18 protein-coding genes are annotated in these 15,907 nt (G+C 63.1%); 15 read left to right on the top strand and 3 right to left on the bottom strand.

Annotation, left to right across the window (positions count from 1 at the left end; translation table 11 throughout):
- Positions 1 to 46: 46 nt before the first annotated feature.
- A complete protein-coding gene (dctA, locus tag G8O24_RS16770; protein WP_306666307.1) occupies positions 47 to 1,429 on the top strand; it encodes a C4-dicarboxylate transporter DctA in 1,383 nt (460 codons plus the stop codon).
- A 21-nt stretch (positions 1,430 to 1,450) separates the two neighbouring features.
- Here the strand turns inward: dctA and G8O24_RS16765 are convergent, their stop codons facing one another.
- Positions 1,451 to 2,440, bottom strand: coding sequence for a LysR family transcriptional regulator (locus G8O24_RS16765; protein ID WP_188101094.1), 990 nt, complete (start codon positions 2,438 to 2,440; stop codon positions 1,451 to 1,453).
- A 103-nt stretch (positions 2,441 to 2,543) separates the two neighbouring features.
- On the opposite strand from G8O24_RS16765, the gene G8O24_RS16760 reads away from it, so the two are divergent.
- The 12 genes from G8O24_RS16760 (at position 2,544) to G8O24_RS16705 (ending at position 11,984) form a co-directional block, all read left to right on the top strand.
- A complete protein-coding gene (locus G8O24_RS16760; protein ID WP_188101092.1) occupies positions 2,544 to 3,488 on the top strand; it encodes a ketopantoate reductase family protein in 945 nt (314 codons plus the stop codon).
- 4 nt (positions 3,489 to 3,492) lie between these two features.
- Positions 3,493 to 3,879, top strand: coding sequence for a VOC family protein (locus tag G8O24_RS16755; RefSeq protein WP_188101090.1), 387 nt, complete (start codon positions 3,493 to 3,495; stop codon positions 3,877 to 3,879).
- A 12-nt stretch (positions 3,880 to 3,891) separates the two neighbouring features.
- Complete coding sequence (locus tag G8O24_RS16750; RefSeq protein WP_188101088.1) at positions 3,892 to 4,362, top strand: MaoC family dehydratase; 471 nt, start codon at positions 3,892 to 3,894, stop codon at positions 4,360 to 4,362.
- The gene (locus G8O24_RS16745) at positions 4,359 to 5,585 is read left to right on the top strand and encodes a CaiB/BaiF CoA transferase family protein (RefSeq protein WP_188101087.1); all 1,227 of its coding nucleotides are present in this window, start codon (positions 4,359 to 4,361) and stop codon (positions 5,583 to 5,585) included. Before G8O24_RS16750 ends, G8O24_RS16745 begins: the two co-directional genes overlap by 4 nt.
- Positions 5,586 to 5,588: 3 nt before the next feature.
- Positions 5,589 to 6,416, top strand: a complete 828-nt coding sequence (gene aroE / locus G8O24_RS16740; RefSeq protein ID WP_188101085.1) for a shikimate dehydrogenase — start codon at positions 5,589 to 5,591, stop codon at positions 6,414 to 6,416.
- 15 nt (positions 6,417 to 6,431) lie between these two features.
- On the top strand, positions 6,432 to 7,286 hold the full coding sequence (locus G8O24_RS16735; RefSeq protein WP_188101084.1) for a shikimate dehydrogenase: 855 nt from the start codon (positions 6,432 to 6,434) through the stop codon (positions 7,284 to 7,286).
- A 169-nt stretch (positions 7,287 to 7,455) separates the two neighbouring features.
- Entirely contained in the window at positions 7,456 to 8,124 is a 669-nt protein-coding gene (locus G8O24_RS16730; RefSeq protein ID WP_188101082.1) for an amino acid ABC transporter permease, read from the top strand.
- Between the two features lie 11 nt (positions 8,125 to 8,135).
- Complete coding sequence (locus G8O24_RS16725) at positions 8,136 to 8,792, top strand: amino acid ABC transporter permease (protein ID WP_188101081.1); 657 nt, start codon at positions 8,136 to 8,138, stop codon at positions 8,790 to 8,792.
- A gap of 51 nt (positions 8,793 to 8,843) precedes the next feature.
- A complete protein-coding gene (locus tag G8O24_RS16720; RefSeq protein ID WP_188101079.1) occupies positions 8,844 to 9,671 on the top strand; it encodes a transporter substrate-binding domain-containing protein in 828 nt (275 codons plus the stop codon).
- A gap of 61 nt (positions 9,672 to 9,732) precedes the next feature.
- Positions 9,733 to 10,479, top strand: a complete 747-nt coding sequence (locus G8O24_RS16715; RefSeq protein WP_188101077.1) for an amino acid ABC transporter ATP-binding protein — start codon at positions 9,733 to 9,735, stop codon at positions 10,477 to 10,479.
- A 14-nt stretch (positions 10,480 to 10,493) separates the two neighbouring features.
- Positions 10,494 to 10,943, top strand: a complete 450-nt coding sequence (aroQ, locus tag G8O24_RS16710) for a type II 3-dehydroquinate dehydratase (RefSeq protein ID WP_188101076.1) — start codon at positions 10,494 to 10,496, stop codon at positions 10,941 to 10,943.
- Between the two features lie 6 nt (positions 10,944 to 10,949).
- Positions 10,950 to 11,984, top strand: a complete 1,035-nt coding sequence (locus tag G8O24_RS16705) for a Gfo/Idh/MocA family protein (protein WP_188101074.1) — start codon at positions 10,950 to 10,952, stop codon at positions 11,982 to 11,984.
- A 186-nt stretch (positions 11,985 to 12,170) separates the two neighbouring features.
- Here the strand turns inward: G8O24_RS16705 and G8O24_RS16700 are convergent, their stop codons facing one another.
- On the bottom strand, positions 12,171 to 13,217 hold the full coding sequence (locus G8O24_RS16700) for an aldo/keto reductase (RefSeq protein WP_188101073.1): 1,047 nt from the start codon (positions 13,215 to 13,217) through the stop codon (positions 12,171 to 12,173).
- Positions 13,218 to 13,412: 195 nt separating this feature from the next.
- The gene (locus tag G8O24_RS16695) at positions 13,413 to 14,162 is read right to left on the bottom strand and encodes an SDR family NAD(P)-dependent oxidoreductase (RefSeq protein ID WP_188101071.1); all 750 of its coding nucleotides are present in this window, start codon (positions 14,160 to 14,162) and stop codon (positions 13,413 to 13,415) included.
- A gap of 112 nt (positions 14,163 to 14,274) precedes the next feature.
- Between G8O24_RS16695 and G8O24_RS16690 the strand changes: the two genes are divergently transcribed.
- Entirely contained in the window at positions 14,275 to 14,862 is a 588-nt protein-coding gene (locus G8O24_RS16690; RefSeq protein WP_188101069.1) for a TetR/AcrR family transcriptional regulator, read from the top strand.
- 286 nt (positions 14,863 to 15,148) lie between these two features.
- Positions 15,149 to 15,898: an IclR family transcriptional regulator gene (locus G8O24_RS16685; protein WP_188101068.1), complete on the top strand. Its 750-nt coding sequence runs from the start codon at positions 15,149 to 15,151 to the stop codon at positions 15,896 to 15,898.
- The last annotated feature ends 9 nt before the right edge of the window (positions 15,899 to 15,907 follow it).

The raw sequence follows: 15,907 nt of genomic DNA, 5'->3' as shown, positions 1-15,907 counted from the left end.
AAGTCAGAGCCGAAAAATCGGAATCAAGGGAGAAACGAACATGCACATGCCAGTGCTGGCCGGGTCTGCGCGCATCGAGGCGCGAAAGCCACTTTACCGGATCCTCTACATTCAGGTGCTGATCGGCCTCGTACTGGGCGTGCTGACCGGCCACCTCTGGCCCGAATTCGGCGCCGCGTTGAAGCCGTTCGGCGATGGCTTCGTCAAACTGGTCAAGATGATGATCGCGCCGATCGTGTTTTGCACCATCGTCGGCGGCATCAACAGCATCAGCGATTCACGCGAGGTCGGCCGTACGCTGGTGAAATCCATGGCGTTGTTCTACCTGCTGACCGTGCTCGCTCTGCTGGCCGGCCTGATCGCGGTGTTGCTGATCCAGCCTGGCGCGGGCATGCATGTATCCGTCAGTACGCTCGATCCGTCCGTGGCTGCGAAATTCACCAAGCAGGCAGCTGCGACCGGATTTGCCGATTTCATGCTGCACATCATCCCGCATTCGTTCTTTGGCGCGTTTGCCGATGGCGAAGTGCTGCCGGTCCTGCCGGTCTCCATCCTCATCGCCTTTGGGCTGAGCCGCGCCGGTGACGGCGGAGCCGTCGTGACGAAGGCGATTGAAGCGTTCTCGCAGGTTCTGTTTGTCTCCTTCGGCTTCATCATGAAGCTTGCCCCGCTCGGCGCCTTTGGCGCCATGGCGTTCACGGTGGGTCGCTATGGCATTCGTTCGATCGGCTCACTGGGGCTGCTGATCCTGACATTCTATATCGCCTGCTCGGTCTTCGTGGTCGTGGTGCTCGGGACGCTGGCGCGGCTGAACGGCTTCAGCTTGTGGAAGACCATCCGCTACTTCAAAGAAGAGCTGCTGATCGTGCTCGGCACGTCATCGTCGGAGCCGGCGCTGCCTGGTGCGCTGCGCAAGCTGGAGCAGCTCGGATGCCGCAAAGGCGTGTCCGGCCTCGTGCTGCCGATGGGCTATTCGTTCAATCTGGATGGTAGCGCCATCTATCTCACGCTGGCGTCCATCTTCATCGCCCAGGCCTGCGACATTCATCTGTCCTGGGGACAGATTGCAGCGATGCTCGGACTGATGCTGCTGACGTCCAAAGGGGCGGCGGGCGTCACCGGCAGCGGCTTCGTCGCGCTGGTCGCGACCCTCTCCGTGATGCCGGACCTGCCCGTGACCGGCGTGGCGTTGCTGGTCGGTATCGACCGTTTCATGTCGGAGGCGCGGGCCCTGACCAGCATGATCAGCAATTGTGTCGCGGCCATCACTGTTTCGCTGTGGGAGAACGCCTGTGACCGTGAGGTGTTGGCCCGTGAACTCGGACAGAGTAACGCCGTCGAACCGGTAGCCGGATCGAAGATTGCCGCGGCGGCAGCCGTGGCGCAGGAGGACAAGAGCTGGATGCCAACAGCGCAATCGGCCGCTTGAAGGAGGGGCGGGCGCTGGTTGTCAGGCCCGCGACGGCTGCAAATTGCGCGGCCGTCGCTTCCTGGCCCGACCGGACCGATGTAGACCCCGCACGTCCTGCTGTTGAAAAAGCTCCGCGCAGACGCCACGCAACCATTGGCTTGCCGGGTCGTGATGGAAACGGGCGTGCCAATATTGCTTCACCGTAAAGCCCGCGATCGCCAGCGGGCAGTCGAGTACGCGCAGTCCGTAGTAGTGGGCGAGCGTCTCGCCAATGTGCCTTGGCAGGGTGGCGATCAGGTCAGTCGTTCCGACGATTGCGGGTAGCCCCAAAAAGCCCGGGAGCTCGAGCGCAACGTCGAGGACGATCTGCTGCTGCTTCAACGCGTCCGCCAGCAATTGATGTCCGGTGCCGGAACGAATGAGGACGTGCGCCTCTCGCCGGAAATCCCTCGCGGTGATGCGGTCGCGGATCCGGGCGTGTTTTGCGTTTGCCAGGCAGACCCAATCCTGCGGAAACAGCGCCTGCTGGAAGTGTCCGGCGTCGAGATCCGAGATGTAGCCGAGCGCCAGATCGGCCTCGCCGGATTGCAGCATCCGCGGGGTGTCCGCGCCGATCTGTGTCGCCTCGATCCGAACGCCGGGAGCAACGCGGCGGACGTGGGCGAGAATGGACGGAAGCAGCGTGACGTGGCTTCCGTCCGTCATGCAGATGGTAAAGCGGCGCTTTGCGCTTGCCGGATCGAAATCCGTGCGAAGCTCGGCGAGGCGACGCAGCATTTCCAACGCCTGCCTCGCCGGGCCGATGAGAGCCTCGGCGCGCGGCGTCGGCAGCATCCCCTCCGCTGAGCGGATGAAGAGCGGATCGTCCAGTTCCTGCCGCAGCCGCCCCAGCCAGATCGAAATGGTCGGCTGACTTTGACCGAGCTTTTCGGCTGCCTTGGTGACGCTGCCGGTCGTGAACAAGGCGTCAAACAGCCGGAGCAGGCGCGGCTCCAGCAGGTTGGTCTCGGAGAGGTCCCGGTGCTTCATTGCAATCTACAATAATGGTTATTAGCGCCATAGCATATTCAAATACTACGCGGCCTGCTAGCACGCTCCCAACGCCAAAAATCGGCGAGGGAGAAGCGTTCGGATGAGGATCTGCTTTGTCGGAGCGGGAGCCTTGGGCTCGACCATCGGCGGCACGCTGGCGCGCGGCGGTGCCGAGGTCTGGTTGATCGATCCGTTTCAGGCTCATGTCGAGGCGATCAATGCCGGCGGTCTGCGGATGCTCGAAGGTGGCGCCGAGACCGTCGTGAAGGTCTCTGCCTGCACCTCCGCGGACCAGGTCGGCGATGTGGCGGACCTCGTCATCGTCCTCGTCAAATCCTATCACACGCGGGACGCGATCCGGGCGGCGGCGCCGATCATCGGACCGCAGACGGTCGTGATGTCGCTGCAAAACGGCCTTGGCCACGAAGACATCCTGTCGGAGGAAGTCGGTCGCAACAGGGTCATGGCCGGCAAGACCTATGTCGGCGGCGTGCTGCTCGGACCCGGTCATGTTCGCTCCGGGGTGGTCGGCAAGGAAACCATCATCGGCGAGCTCGATGGACGTTTGACGGAACGCGCACAGCGGATTTCCGAGACGTTCAATCGGGCCGGCATTCTCACGCTGCTCAGCGACAACATCCTGGGCACGATGTGGGACAAGTTGTTCATCAACGTCGCCGGCGGCGGAATCACCGCCGTGACCGGCCTGACCTATGGCGGTCTCTATTCGCTGCCGATCCTGGAAGATTGTGCGCTGGCGGCCATCTCGGAGGGCATCGCGGTGGCACAGGCTGCCGGCGTGAAGATCTCGATTGACGATCCGCGCCTTGCCTGGACGATGGCCTCCGCTGGACTGCCGCCCGAGTTCAAGACCTCGATGTTGCAGAGCTTGCAGTCCGGCAACCCGACCGAGGTCGACTACATTCACGGCTCCGTCGTGCGTTGGGGCGCCAAGCTCAACGTGCCGACCCCCGTCAACGCGACCCTCGTCGCGTTGGTCAAGGGGCTCGAATACGCCCGCAGCGACTATCCGGGAAAGGCCTGAGACGATGTCGTTGCCGCGCGCCTATGTCGAACACGTCGCGATCCGTGTGCCGAACGTTGATCGCCACGTCGACTTCTTCCGCGAGGTGCTTGGTCTCACCATTCGCGACGAGCAAGCCGCCGATGGCCCGCGCCCGCGTCAGGTGTGGGTGCTCGGAAGCGTGCAGCTGATCGAGGATCCGAGCTTCGTCGGACCGGAGGGGCGCCTCGCCCATCTCGGCATCATGGTCGACGATTACGAAGGCGTGCTTGCCCGCGCCGCCGCCTGGGGAGCCAAGGCGTTGCCGGCGGGGCCGAACTGGCTCGAGCTGCCGGGCGGGTTGAACGTCGAGATCTTGCAAGCCAGTGCAGGTGCCGTGGAAGCGGCGCTGGCGATCAATCCACGGGCCTAAGGAACACGCGACATGACCGACGAGCGCTATTGGGACGATGCCAAGGTCGGTGACGAATGCGTCACGCCCGCGGTGACGGTCACCGAAGCAATGGTGAATGCCTATGCCGAACTGACCGGTGACTTCACGCCCGTTCATGTCGACGAGGAATACGCCAAAACCACACCATTCGGTACGCGCGTCGCGCATGGGCTGTTTGGTCTGTCGCTGGCCGATGGGTTGAAGACCCGTGCCGACTACCGCTTCCTTCCGGGAATGTCGCTGGGCTGGACGTGGGATTTCAAGCTGCCGATCAAGCTCGGCGACACCGTCCACGTCAAGTTCCGCGTCGGCTCAATGCGCGCCACGAAGCGCGAAGGGTGGGGCATCGTGGTGCTGCCTTCGGAGCTGATCAATCAGCGCGGCGAAGTGGTGCAGCTCGGCGAGCACCGGCTGATGATCCCGATGCGCCCGAAGACCAGCGTCGCAGGAGGGCAGGCATGACCGCGCAAGACCTGCCCCTCAAAGGCATTCGCGTCATCGACTACAGCCATTTCCTGGCCGGCCCGTTCATGGGCCGCTGCCTCGCCGCGATGGGTGCTGAGGTCATCAAGGTGGAGCGCCCAAAGGCAGGCGATGCGGGCCGCGCCCATGGCTATTTCAAGGACGGACAATCCGGCTACTTCCTGCAGCAGAACATGGGCAAGCAGGGCCTGTGCATCGACCTGCGCGACAAGCGCGGTCTCGACATGATGATGAAGCTCATCGACACGGCCGACGTCTTCATCGAGAACTACCGCCCCGGCGCGCTGGAGCGCCTCGGGCTCGGCTACATCGAGTTGTCGGCGCGCAATCCCAAATTGATCTACTGCTCGGTCTCCGCCTATGGCCACACCGGCCCCTATGCCGACCGTCCGGGCTTCGGCCTGATCGCGGAGGCGATGTCGGGCGCTCTGGCGCAACTGGGCAATCCCGGTGAACCGCCGCCGCTGCTGCGGATGCCCTTGGCTGATATGTATACCGGCATTCATGGCGTGGCTGCGATCAATGCGGCGCTCGTCGGTCGCGCATCGTCCGGGCGCGGCCAGCACATCGATCTGGCGCTGTACGATTGCATGGTCTCGATGCACGACTATGCGGTTCAGCGTTACTTCCTCTCCGGTGGTGTCGACCTGCCGAAGCAGACCGGCAGCGGACAGCCGGACTCGACCGTCTACGGCGTCTTTCCGGCCAAGGACGGCAATCTTGTCATCGCCGCGCAGGTCGATGATGCCTGGCGGCGATTGGCGAGCCTGATCGGAGGAGACGTCTTGGCATCCGACCAACGCTTCACCACGCCCGCCGCGCGCAATGCGCATTATGCTGAAGCGATGGAGATTGTGCGGTCCTGGGCGCTGTCCCAACCCTCCCGGGATGCCTGTCTTGCGGCACTCGAGGCAGTTGGTGTGCCGTCGGCTCCGGTGCAGACGATCGAAGAGGTCGTGGAGGATCCGCAGATTCACGCGCGCGGCATGCTGGTCGAGCAGGAGCATCCCGTGCTCGGCAAGGTGACGTTGCCGAACTTGCCCTTCCGCTTCTCCGATTGCGACACCACGATACGAACTCCGGCGCCGCTGCTCGGCCAGGACAATCGCCGCATTGCAGCCTCGCTCGGGCTTTCGGCCGAGCTCGTCGAGGCGATGGTGCGTGACGGGGTGCTCTACAACGAAGCCGCTGTGCAGGAGTAAGCCATGAGCGACCGTTATGCGGTGATCGGCAATCCGATCGGCTTCAGCAAGTCACCTCTCATTCACGGCACTTTCGCCAGAATGACGGGACAGGACCTTGTCTATGAGGCGATCGAGGGGCCCCTCGATGGCTTCAGCGAGCGGGTTGATCAATTTCGGACCGAAGGCGCCAAAGGGCTGAACATCACCGCCCCGTTCAAGCTCGATGCCTTCGCCTACGCCAACGAGCTTTCAGAGAGCGCCGACCGAGCCGGCGCCGTAAACTGCCTGAAGTTCGTCGGCGATCGGATCATTGGCGAGAATTTCGACGGGATCGGGCTGGTGCGCGACATCACCGTCAATCTCGGCGTCAAGATGGCCGGTCGTCGCGTCCTGATGCTCGGCGCCGGGGGCGCGGCGCGCGGCGCGTTGCTGCCGTTCCTGCGCCAGGAGCCTTCCGAACTGGTGCTGGTCAACCGAACGCTGTCGAAAGCTGTGGCCTTGGCTGAAGAGTTTGCCGGTTGTGGCCCCCTGATCGTCAGCGGTTATGCCGAGCTGGCCGACCTTGCCCAGGGTTATGACGTCGTGGTCAACGCGACCTCGGCCAGCCTGCGCGGTGAGATGCCGCCGCTTCCCGGCAATGTTTTCCGCGGTGCGGAGCTGACCTACGAACTTGCCTATGGCAAGGGATTGACCCCCTTTCTGCAAGCGGCCCGCGCCGAAGGTGTCGCCAAGCTGGCAGACGGCGTCGGCATGCTGGTCGAGCAGGCGGCGGAAGCTTTTGCCTGGTGGCGCGGCGTCAGGCCGGGCACGGCTCAGGTCATCGCCGACCTGACCGTCCCCTTGAGCTGACGGGCGATGCCGGCCATGCATCAGAAGCCCAGCTTTCTCGTCGGTCTGATCGGCAGCGGCATCGCTGCGTCACGCACTCCGCCCATGCACGAAGCGGCCGCCGACGCCGCGGGCATCCGCTATCTCTACAAGAAGATCGACCTGACCGAGTTGAAACTCGGTGTCGAAGCGCTACCGGAATTGCTGGCGGCGGCACAGCGGATGGGCTTTGACGGATTGAACGTGACCCATCCCTGCAAGCAGGCAATCATTCCACTCCTGGATGAGCTTTCGCCCGACGCGGAAGCGCTTGGTGCCGTGAACACCGTGGTCATCAGGAACGGCCATATGACCGGCCATAACACCGACTGGTTCGGCTTCGCCGAGAACTTTCGCCGCAACATGCAGGGCGCAGCGCTTGGTCGTGTGGTCCAATTCGGCGCGGGCGGCGCGGGTTCGGCGGTTGCTTTCGCGCTTCTGAAGCTCGGCGTGCAGGAATTGACCATTGTCGACGTCGACGTCACCAAGGCGCAGAGTGTCGTCGACGGCTTGTCCCCCCGATTTGAAGACGTGCGGTTGAAGGTCGGCGGGGATGTCGCGGCGGCCGTCGCTGCCGCGGACGGAATTGTCAACGCGACGCCGATCGGCATGGACAAATATCCGGGCACGCCGCTGCCCGCGGCCCTGCTGCGTCCCGATCTGTGGGTCGCCGAGATCGTCTATTTCCCGCTGGAAACCGCACTGCTGCGCGCGGCGCGTGCCCTGGGCTGCCGCACCGTCGATGGCGGCGGTATGGCGATCTTCCAGGGCACCGAAGCATTCCGCCTGTTCACTGGCATCTCACCTGATCCAGACGTATTCTTCGCCACTTTTGCCTCCCTGGGAGGGTGACACTAAGCATGATCCGGAAAAGTGCGAAGCGGTTTTCCCTCGCGACAAACGCGGAACGCGTTTGCGCGGAGATCATGCTCAAACAATAATCTAAAGCGCGATGAGGATTCTCATCGCGCTTTAGGCCGATGGGCGAGCGGCACGCACAACGCCCAAAAGGAAACGCAAGATGGGCTATACGCTCGATTTCTCGGTGGTTTGGCATGCGATGCCCGCACTGCTGTGGGGGTGCGTGGGGACATTGGGCCTGGCGCTTGCCGGCATGACGCTTGCGATGGTGATCGGTGTCGGCGGCGTCGCGGCGCGCGATTCGACGGCGGCCTGGCTGCGCGCCATCGTGATCGGCTTCGTCGAGATCGTGCGCAACACGCCCTTCCTGGTGCAGATCTTCTTTCTGTTCTTCGCGCTGCCGCTCGTCGGGTTGAAGCTCAATCCGACCGCCACCGCCATCATCGCGCTCGGCGTCAACGGCGGCGCCTACGCCATCGAGATCATGCGCGGCGGGGTACAGTCCATTCATAAAGGGCAAATAGAGGCGGGCTACGCGCTCGGGCTGCACAAAGGGCAGGTGTTCCGGTTCATCGTGCTCAAGCCCGCGCTTCGCGCCATCTACCCCTCGCTCACGGGTCAGTTCATCATGCTGACGCTGACCTCGTCGATCTGTTCGGCGGTGTCGGCCTATGAATTGACGTCGGTTGCCCAGCGCATCGAAAGCGACACGTTCCGCAGCTTCGAGGTCTATTTCTCCGTCACCTTCCTCTACCTCGCGATCTCCTGGCTGCTGATGCTGGGCTTTGCGGTCATCTCCCACCGCTTCTTCTCTTATCCGACACGCTGAGGGGGAGATCAATGACACCGCATTTTGGTCTTGCCGAGTTCGGCTTCCTGCTGCGTGGGCTGCAATGGACGGTGCTGCTGACGCTGGTCGCATTCGCGGGCGGCTTTACGGCGGGGCTGGCCGTCGCGTTGCTGCGCACCTGTGGTCACAAGGGCGTGGAATGGATCACCCGCATCTACATCGGCATATTCCAGGGCACGCCGCTGTTGCTGCAGCTTTTCGTCGTGTATTACGGCTTGGCGCTCACCGGGCTGAAGCTCGATGCCTTCGTCGCGGTGGCGATCGGCTTCACCGTGAATGCCTCCGCTTTCCTGGGTGAGATCTGGCGCGGCGCGATCCAGGCCGTGCCGCGTGGCCAGACCGAGGCGGCGATGGCGCTTGGACTGCACTATTCCTCCCGCATGCGCGACATCGTGCTGCCGCAGGCAATCCGCATCTCGCTGCCCGCGACCATCGGCTATCTCGTGCAGCTCATCAAGGGCACCTCGCTCGCCGCGATCGTCGGTTTCATCGAGCTCGCCCGCGCCGGTCAAATCGTATCGAACCAGACCTTTCAGCCGTTGCTCGTCTTCGGCGTGGTCGGCGCGATGTATTTCATCCTCTGTTGGCCACTGTCGTGGTGGGGCAGCCGGATGGAGGCCAGGCTCGCCCTGGCCAGTCAAAGGTAGGAACGGCACGCCTACCCAATCACAAACAGCCATCACCAGGAGGAGATACTCATGTTGTTTTCACGTAATCGTCGCCAGTTCGGGGTCGCGCTGCTGGCATTGGCGGCTTTCGCCTCTGCAGGCAAATCGCAGGCCGGCACGTTGGACGACGTCAAGAAGAAGGGCGTCGTCGTCATCGGCATTCAGGGCGACAATCCTCCCTGGGGCTATGTCGACAGCTCGGGAAAGCAGGATGGCATCGACGCCGACATGGGCCGCGCCTTCGCCGACTATCTCGGCGTGAAGGCCGAGTTCGTGCCGCTGGCGGTCGCCAATCGTATTCCGGCGCTGACCACGGGCCGCGTCGACATTCTGTTCGCAACCATGGCCATGCTGCCCGAGCGCGCAAAGGCGGTGCAGTATTCCAAGCCGTATGTCGCCAACGAGATTACGCTTGTCGCGGCACAGGCAACGGCGATCAACAGCAATGCCGACATGGGCAAGTACGTCATCGGCGTTCCCCGGTCCTCGACGCAGGACACCCAGGTCACCAACAATGCTCCGGCGGGCACCGAGATCCGCAGGTTTGATGATGATGCGGCCACGATCCAGGCGCTGCTCTCGGGTCAAGTGCAGGCCGTCGGCGCAAACAGCTTCTATCCACAGCGTCTGAACGCCGCGAAGCCCGAACTTGGGTTCGAGCCCAAGCTTCACTTCACTGCGCTGTACAACGGGGCCTGCACCCGCCTCGGCGACAAGGAGTGGAACGAGACCGCCAACGCGTTCATCGACCAGATCAAGTCGAACGGCAAGCTGGCCAGCTTCTACGCCAAGTGGATGAAGGCGCCGGTGCCGATCTTCCCGGACTCGGTCCCCGGCGTTCCGTTCACAGTTCAATGACCACGGCGAGCGGCCGACACGGTGCGCGCGTTGGCCGCCGTTCGATAGGGGAGCCGAATCCATGCAGGACCAGATCCTGATCGAAATGAAGGGCGTGCAGAAATGGTATGGCGGGTACCAGGCTCTCCGCGACGTCGATCTCACCGTGCGCAAGGGCGAGAAGATCGTGCTCTGCGGTCCGTCCGGTTCAGGCAAGTCGACGCTGATCCGCTGTATCAATCGCCTGGAGCCGATCCAGCAGGGCAGCATCGTGGTGAACGGTCACCGGCTTGACGACAGCATCAAGGCCATCGATGTCGTCCGTCAGGACGTCGGCATGGTCTTTCAGAGCTTCAATCTCTTTCCGCATATGACGGTCCTGCAGAACTGCATGCTCGCGCCCATTCGCGCGCGCCGCATCGGCAAGGCCGAGGCGGAAGCGACCGCGCGAAAATATCTCGAGCGCGTGCGTATCGGCGACCAGGCTGACAAATATCCGGCTCAGCTGTCGGGAGGCCAGCAACAGCGCGTGGCGATTGCACGCGCGCTCTGCATGCAGCCCAAGGTGATGCTGTTCGACGAACCGACCTCGGCGCTCGATCCTGAAATGGTCAAGGAGGTGCTCGACACGATGATCGGCCTCGCCAACGACGGCATGACCATGATCTGCGTCACCCACGAGATGGGTTTTGCTCGCCAGGTCGCCGACCGCGTCATCTTCATGGCTGAAGGGCAGATCATCGAAGAAGGCGCGCCCGAGGCTTTCTTCCGCAATCCAAAACACGCCCGAACCAGGCAGTTCCTCGGCGAAATCCTCGCCCATCACTGAACGGAGTTATTCTCATGAGTCGCCTTGTCTACGTCCTCAACGGGCCAAATCTAAACCTGCTCGGCAAGCGCCAGCCCCACATCTATGGCCACGAAACGCTTGCGGACGTGGAGCGGGATTGCCGGGCGCTGGCTGAAGAGCTTGGCCTGGAGCTTCGCTTCCATCAATCCAACCGGGAATACGAGCTGATCGACTGGATCCACGAGGCGCGCGAGACGGCTGCCGGGATCGTGATGAATCCCGCGGCTTTCACCCATACGTCAGTCGCAATCCTGGATGCGCTCAACACGTTCGAGGGGACAGTGATCGAGGTGCATATTTCCAACGTGCACAAGCGCGAGGAATTCCGCCACCACTCGTTTGTCTCCAAACGGGCTGATGGGGTCATCGCAGGCTTTGGCACCCAGGGGTATATGCTCGGCTTGCGCCGTGTGGCCAAGCTGCTTGATGAGGCGAAGGGATAGCATCGTATGAGTTCACCAGTTCGTCTGTCGGTGATGGGAGCGGGTCTCATCGGCAAGCGACACATCGAGCACATTCTCGCGCGGCCGGAGGCGATGCTGTCGTCGATCGTCGATCCGGCACCGGCGGCGCGAGAGTTGGCGGCTTCGCTGAAAGTGGACTGGTTTCCGTCCTTTCAGGACATGCTCACCGAAAACCGGCCGGAAGGGGTGATTGTCGCCACCCCCAACCAGATGCACGTGGCCAACGGCTTGGACTGCATCGCAGCTCGCATCCCGGCGCTGATCGAGAAGCCGCTGGCAGATGACGTCATTGCTACGCAGGCCCTGGTCGAAGCCTCCGAGCGGGTTGGCGTGCCGCTGCTCACCGGCCATCATCGCCGCCACAATCCGATGATCCAGCGCGCCAAGGCGGAGATCGAGAGCGGCCGGCTCGGTCAGATCGTGTCGGTGCATGGCATGTTCTGGCTGATCAAGCCGGATGATTATTTCGACGTGGCCTGGCGCCGCGAAAAAGGAGCGGGACCTGTCTTCCTGAATCTCATTCACGATGTCGATCTGCTGCGGTACCTGTGTGGGGATATCGTGTCCGTACAGGCTGCCCAGTCCAATCGGCTGCGGGGGCATGCGGTTGAAGAAACCGCGGTGATCATCCTGCGCTTCGCCTCGGGCGCGCTCGGAACGGTCAATGTCTCCGATACCATCCAGTCGCCCTGGAGTTGGGAATTCACGGCTGGTGAGAATCCTGTTTACAGTCATACGCAGGAGGCATGTTACCAAATCGGCGGCACGAGGGCATCGCTGGCTATTCCGCAACTCGATCTCTGGAATCACCCGAGCAACGCTAGCTGGTGGGTGCCGCTTGAGCGCGAGAGGCTGAGCTACGAGAAGGAAGACCCGCTCGGCCTGCAGATCGCCAATTTCTGTGGGGTTATCCGCGGCACGGCCGAGCCCGTGGTGAGCGGGCGCGAAGGGCTCAAAACCCTCGGGGTGATCGACGCAGTCAAACGCGCGGCGGAAACTGGGGATGTCGTATCGGTTTGATGGAGGAGCACGGCCTAAGCCGAAGTGTCGAGATATCGCGCGGCAAACTCGAGCCAATCGGCAACCAGGTCATTGCGAGGTGGCTCTTCACGATCGGGGGATGTCTGGGCTTTCGGCGCGGCGGCTTTTCTCGCGGGCGGCGGTGTCCGTACGCGAGAAAAGGTGACCGTCCCTGGACGGAATTTCTCAAGGTGCGGGCCGGAGCGGTGCGATCAGGCGGTCGTACTTTCCACCGGTGAAGAGCTGCCGCGTCTCCGGGTTGTCGAGCATGCGATACGGAAAGACGGGCGGAATGGCACTCACAGCATCGAGTCGCGAGATTTGGTCGGGTGCGAGCTTCACTTCGGTCGCACGCAGGTTCTCCCGAATCTGGGTTAGCGTGCGCGGCCCAATGATCGGAAGCGAACCCTTGGTGGCGACCCACGCGATCGCAACCTCGCCGGGGGTCACGCTCAGTTCCTTGCCGACCGCGATGACCTCGTCGAGGATCGCCGTGCGCTGTTGCGAGTCCTCCGGCTGGAACACGCGTCCGCCGAAGCCCTCGCGGCGGCCACTCTCGCCGCTGCGATACTTGCCGGTCAGCATGCCGCCGCCCAGCGGTGACCATGCGACGATGCCAAGACCCAGTGCATGCCCTGCCGGAAGAAGCTCCTGCTCGGTCGTCCGCTCGACGAGGCTGTGCTCGACCTGGATGCCCACGATGGGCGCTGCTCCGCGGAGTTCGGCAATCGTCGCGGCACGCGCCACGCGCCACGCCGGAAAATCCGACAGGCCGCCGTAGAGAATTTTGCCGGCGCGGACGAGATCGTCGAAACCGCGCACGACTTCCTCGACGGGTGTAACCCCGTCCGACGCATGCGCCCACAAAAGATCGATGCGATCGGTTTTGAGACGCTTCAGGCTGGCTTCGGCCGAGGCGACCATGGCCTTGCGACTGTTGCCGGTCACAAGGATGCCGTCATCGGGCTTGGCTCGCATCGTGAACTTGGTCGCAAGAACGAAGTCGTCCCGCTGTCCGGCCAGCAGGTCGCCGAGAATCTCCTCCGACTGCCCGAACTGATAGCCATTGGCGGTATCGATGAAGTTGCCGCCGGCCTCGGCGTAGGCATCGAAGATGCGCTTCGACTCTGCCCCGTCCGCGCCGTGCCCCCAACCGGTTCCGAAGCTCCCGGTGCCCAGCACCAATTCGGATACGCGTAGACCCGAACGCTCCCCGAAAACCCTGTAACGCATCGCCTGTCTCCTTTTCGTTTGCGCGGGAATCAGCCCAGCGCTCTTCCTCGCGAACCGATTGCGAATTGACTTTCGTGGTGCCGGCGGCTCCCGAGGGCGATTTGGGGTCGCCTTCGCGCGGAAGACGGCACCCTCGTGACGCCGGACGGGGACATGCGCCCGTCCGGCAAAGCCGATAGGACGTTCGGCGAGTGATCAGATCTGGCCTGCGCCGCCATCGACGGGGATGTCCGCACCGTTGATGTAGGCGGCATCGTCCGAGGCAAGGAACAGAGCGGCCGCGGCCACGTCTTCCGGGCGCGCAATACGCCCGAGCGGGACCTGCGAACTCACATGCGCCTTCGTGCCGGCCGCATTGGCCTCGCCGACCAGACCGGCGATCGCCGGCGTGTCGACCATCCCGGGGCTCACCACGTTGACGCGAATCTTTCTGTCCTTGAGGTCGAGCAGCCAGCTGCGGGCCAGCTGGCGGACTGCAGCCTTGGTCGCGCTGTAGACGCTGAACGCAGGCATGCCCTTGAAGCCCGCCGTCGAAGACATCAGGATCACCGAAGCGCCATCGGACAGAACCGGCAGGGCTTGCTGTACAGTGAAGAGAACGCCTTTCAGGTTAGTATTGACGATGCCGTCGTAATGCTCCGCGTTGATCATGCCGAGCGGCACGAAGGCGGCGACGCCGGCGTTGGCGAACAGGACGTCGAGTTTTCCGCTCCGGGACCTGATCGCCGCGTAGACCTTGTCGAGATCGGCCGGCACCGATGAATCGGCCCGCACCGCAAAGACGTTGCCGCCGATCGCGGCCACGGCCGCATCCAGCGCAGGCTGGTTGCGGCCCGTGATGTAGACGCTTGCGCCTTCAGCGGCAAACCGCTTCGCGGCCGCTAGGCCAATGCCGGAGCTTCCGCCCGTTACGAGCGCCACCTTGCCAGTCAACTTACCCGCCATCTCAGTCTCCAAAATCCGTTTTATACCGTACGGTAAGTTATGCGTCGCTGGACTTCGGGGAGTCAATGCCCTAAATTACCGATCGGTAAAAAAATATTCGTGAGATCCGCGTGTGATCGGAAGACCAAGAGAGTTTGATCCGGATGTCGCGCTCGATCAGGCCCTGACGCTTTTCTGGTCGAAGGGCTACGAGGCGACATCGATGATGGACCTCGTCGAGGTTATCGGCGCCAATAAGCCGAGTCTCTACGCGGTGTTTGGCAGCAAGGAGGAGCTTTTCCTGAAGGTCCTCGAGCGCTACCAGTCGCGCCTCGGAGCTTTTGCTGCTCCCTCCCTCACGCAGTCCTCCGCGAGAAACGGGCTTGAGGCTTTCTTACGTGCTCTCGCAACGTTTCAGAGTGGCCCCGCCACGCCCGCGGGGTGCCTTCTTGTCCAGGGCGCGTTGGTGGGCAGTGAGGAATCGAGGCGCATCGCTAAAGTCCTTTGCGAGGTTCGCGAGTCGGGGATCGGCATGATCCGCAGTTGCCTCGAGCGCGCGCGTCAACAGCGCGAGTTGCCGCCTCGGACCGATGTAGACGCCCTGGCCCGTTACTTCGGCACCGTCTCCCAAGGCATTTCGGTTCAGGCCGCAAGCGGCGTTCCGACCCGGGCGTTGCATGACACGATCAAGATTGCGATGCGTGCGTGGCCCGAGCCGTGACGGACGTCTGGCCCGATCGAGGCACGGTGCGCGCGCGATGATAAGGCAGAGCCAATTGTTCGCGAAAACTCTCGCGAAATGGGATTACGGTGACATAAAACTCGGGTGGGCTGAGTGGGGGACTCTCGGTCGTGACGGCAGCAGCCGGCCTTCGCCCTCAAGGCTTGCGGTTCACAATCCCCAGACAGTTTATGAAACCAGCACCTCTCTGGAATCCGCCACGATGTCGTAGCCCCTTCTCCCTGCGGGCAGAATGCCTTAGGAAGTGGCGGAGAAGAGGGTGGACATGGCAAAGCAGACCGCGAAGAAGGAGCCTGGACTCAAGGGCGTATCGGCCGCCGAACGGGCGCTCGCGGTCTTGACGGCGTTCCGTCGGGGCGACGCTGCTTTGTCGCTGGCGGAGTTGGCGGAGCGGACCGGTCTCGTCAAGAGCACGATCCTGCGCCTCGCATTGTCGCTGCAACGATACCGCCTGCTCGCGCGCTTGCCGGATGGATCTTATCGGCTCGACGCGGAGACGTTGCGGCTCGGCACCGCGTATCAGCAGGCGTTTCGTCTGTCCGACCACGTCATGCCCGTGCTGGAGCAACTCGCGGCAAAAACCGGCGAGACGACATCCTTCTATGTTCGCAACGGCGAGGAGCGGCTGTGTCTGTTCCGGGTGGAGAGCACCAACCGTATCCGGATGACCGTGCAGCCGGGCGATACCCGGCCGATGGACAAATCGGCCATCGCGCAGACGCTTCGTCGGTACGAATCCGGACCACCCGGAGCCGACGACGAACTGCCGCTCTTCACGTCCGGCATCACTGATCCTCATGCCGCCGCACTCGCCATGCCCGTGTTCGGTATCGGCGATTCCCTGGTCGGGGCGCTCGCGATCTCCGGGCCGGTCAGCCGTCTCACCACGGCGCGGGCGGAGCAGATCAAGGGAGCGCTGCTGGACGCTGCCACCAAGCTCACCCTGGCGTGCGGCGGACCGCTATTGTCCGGTACCGGAAAGGGTCCGCGCAAGCGGTCCAACGCGGCGGGATAGAACGGAACG

The organism is Bradyrhizobium campsiandrae (genome assembly GCF_014529705.1).
Lineage (GTDB): Bacteria > Pseudomonadota > Alphaproteobacteria > Rhizobiales > Xanthobacteraceae > Bradyrhizobium > Bradyrhizobium campsiandrae.
This window is presented reverse-complemented; position numbering and strand designations above follow the sequence as displayed.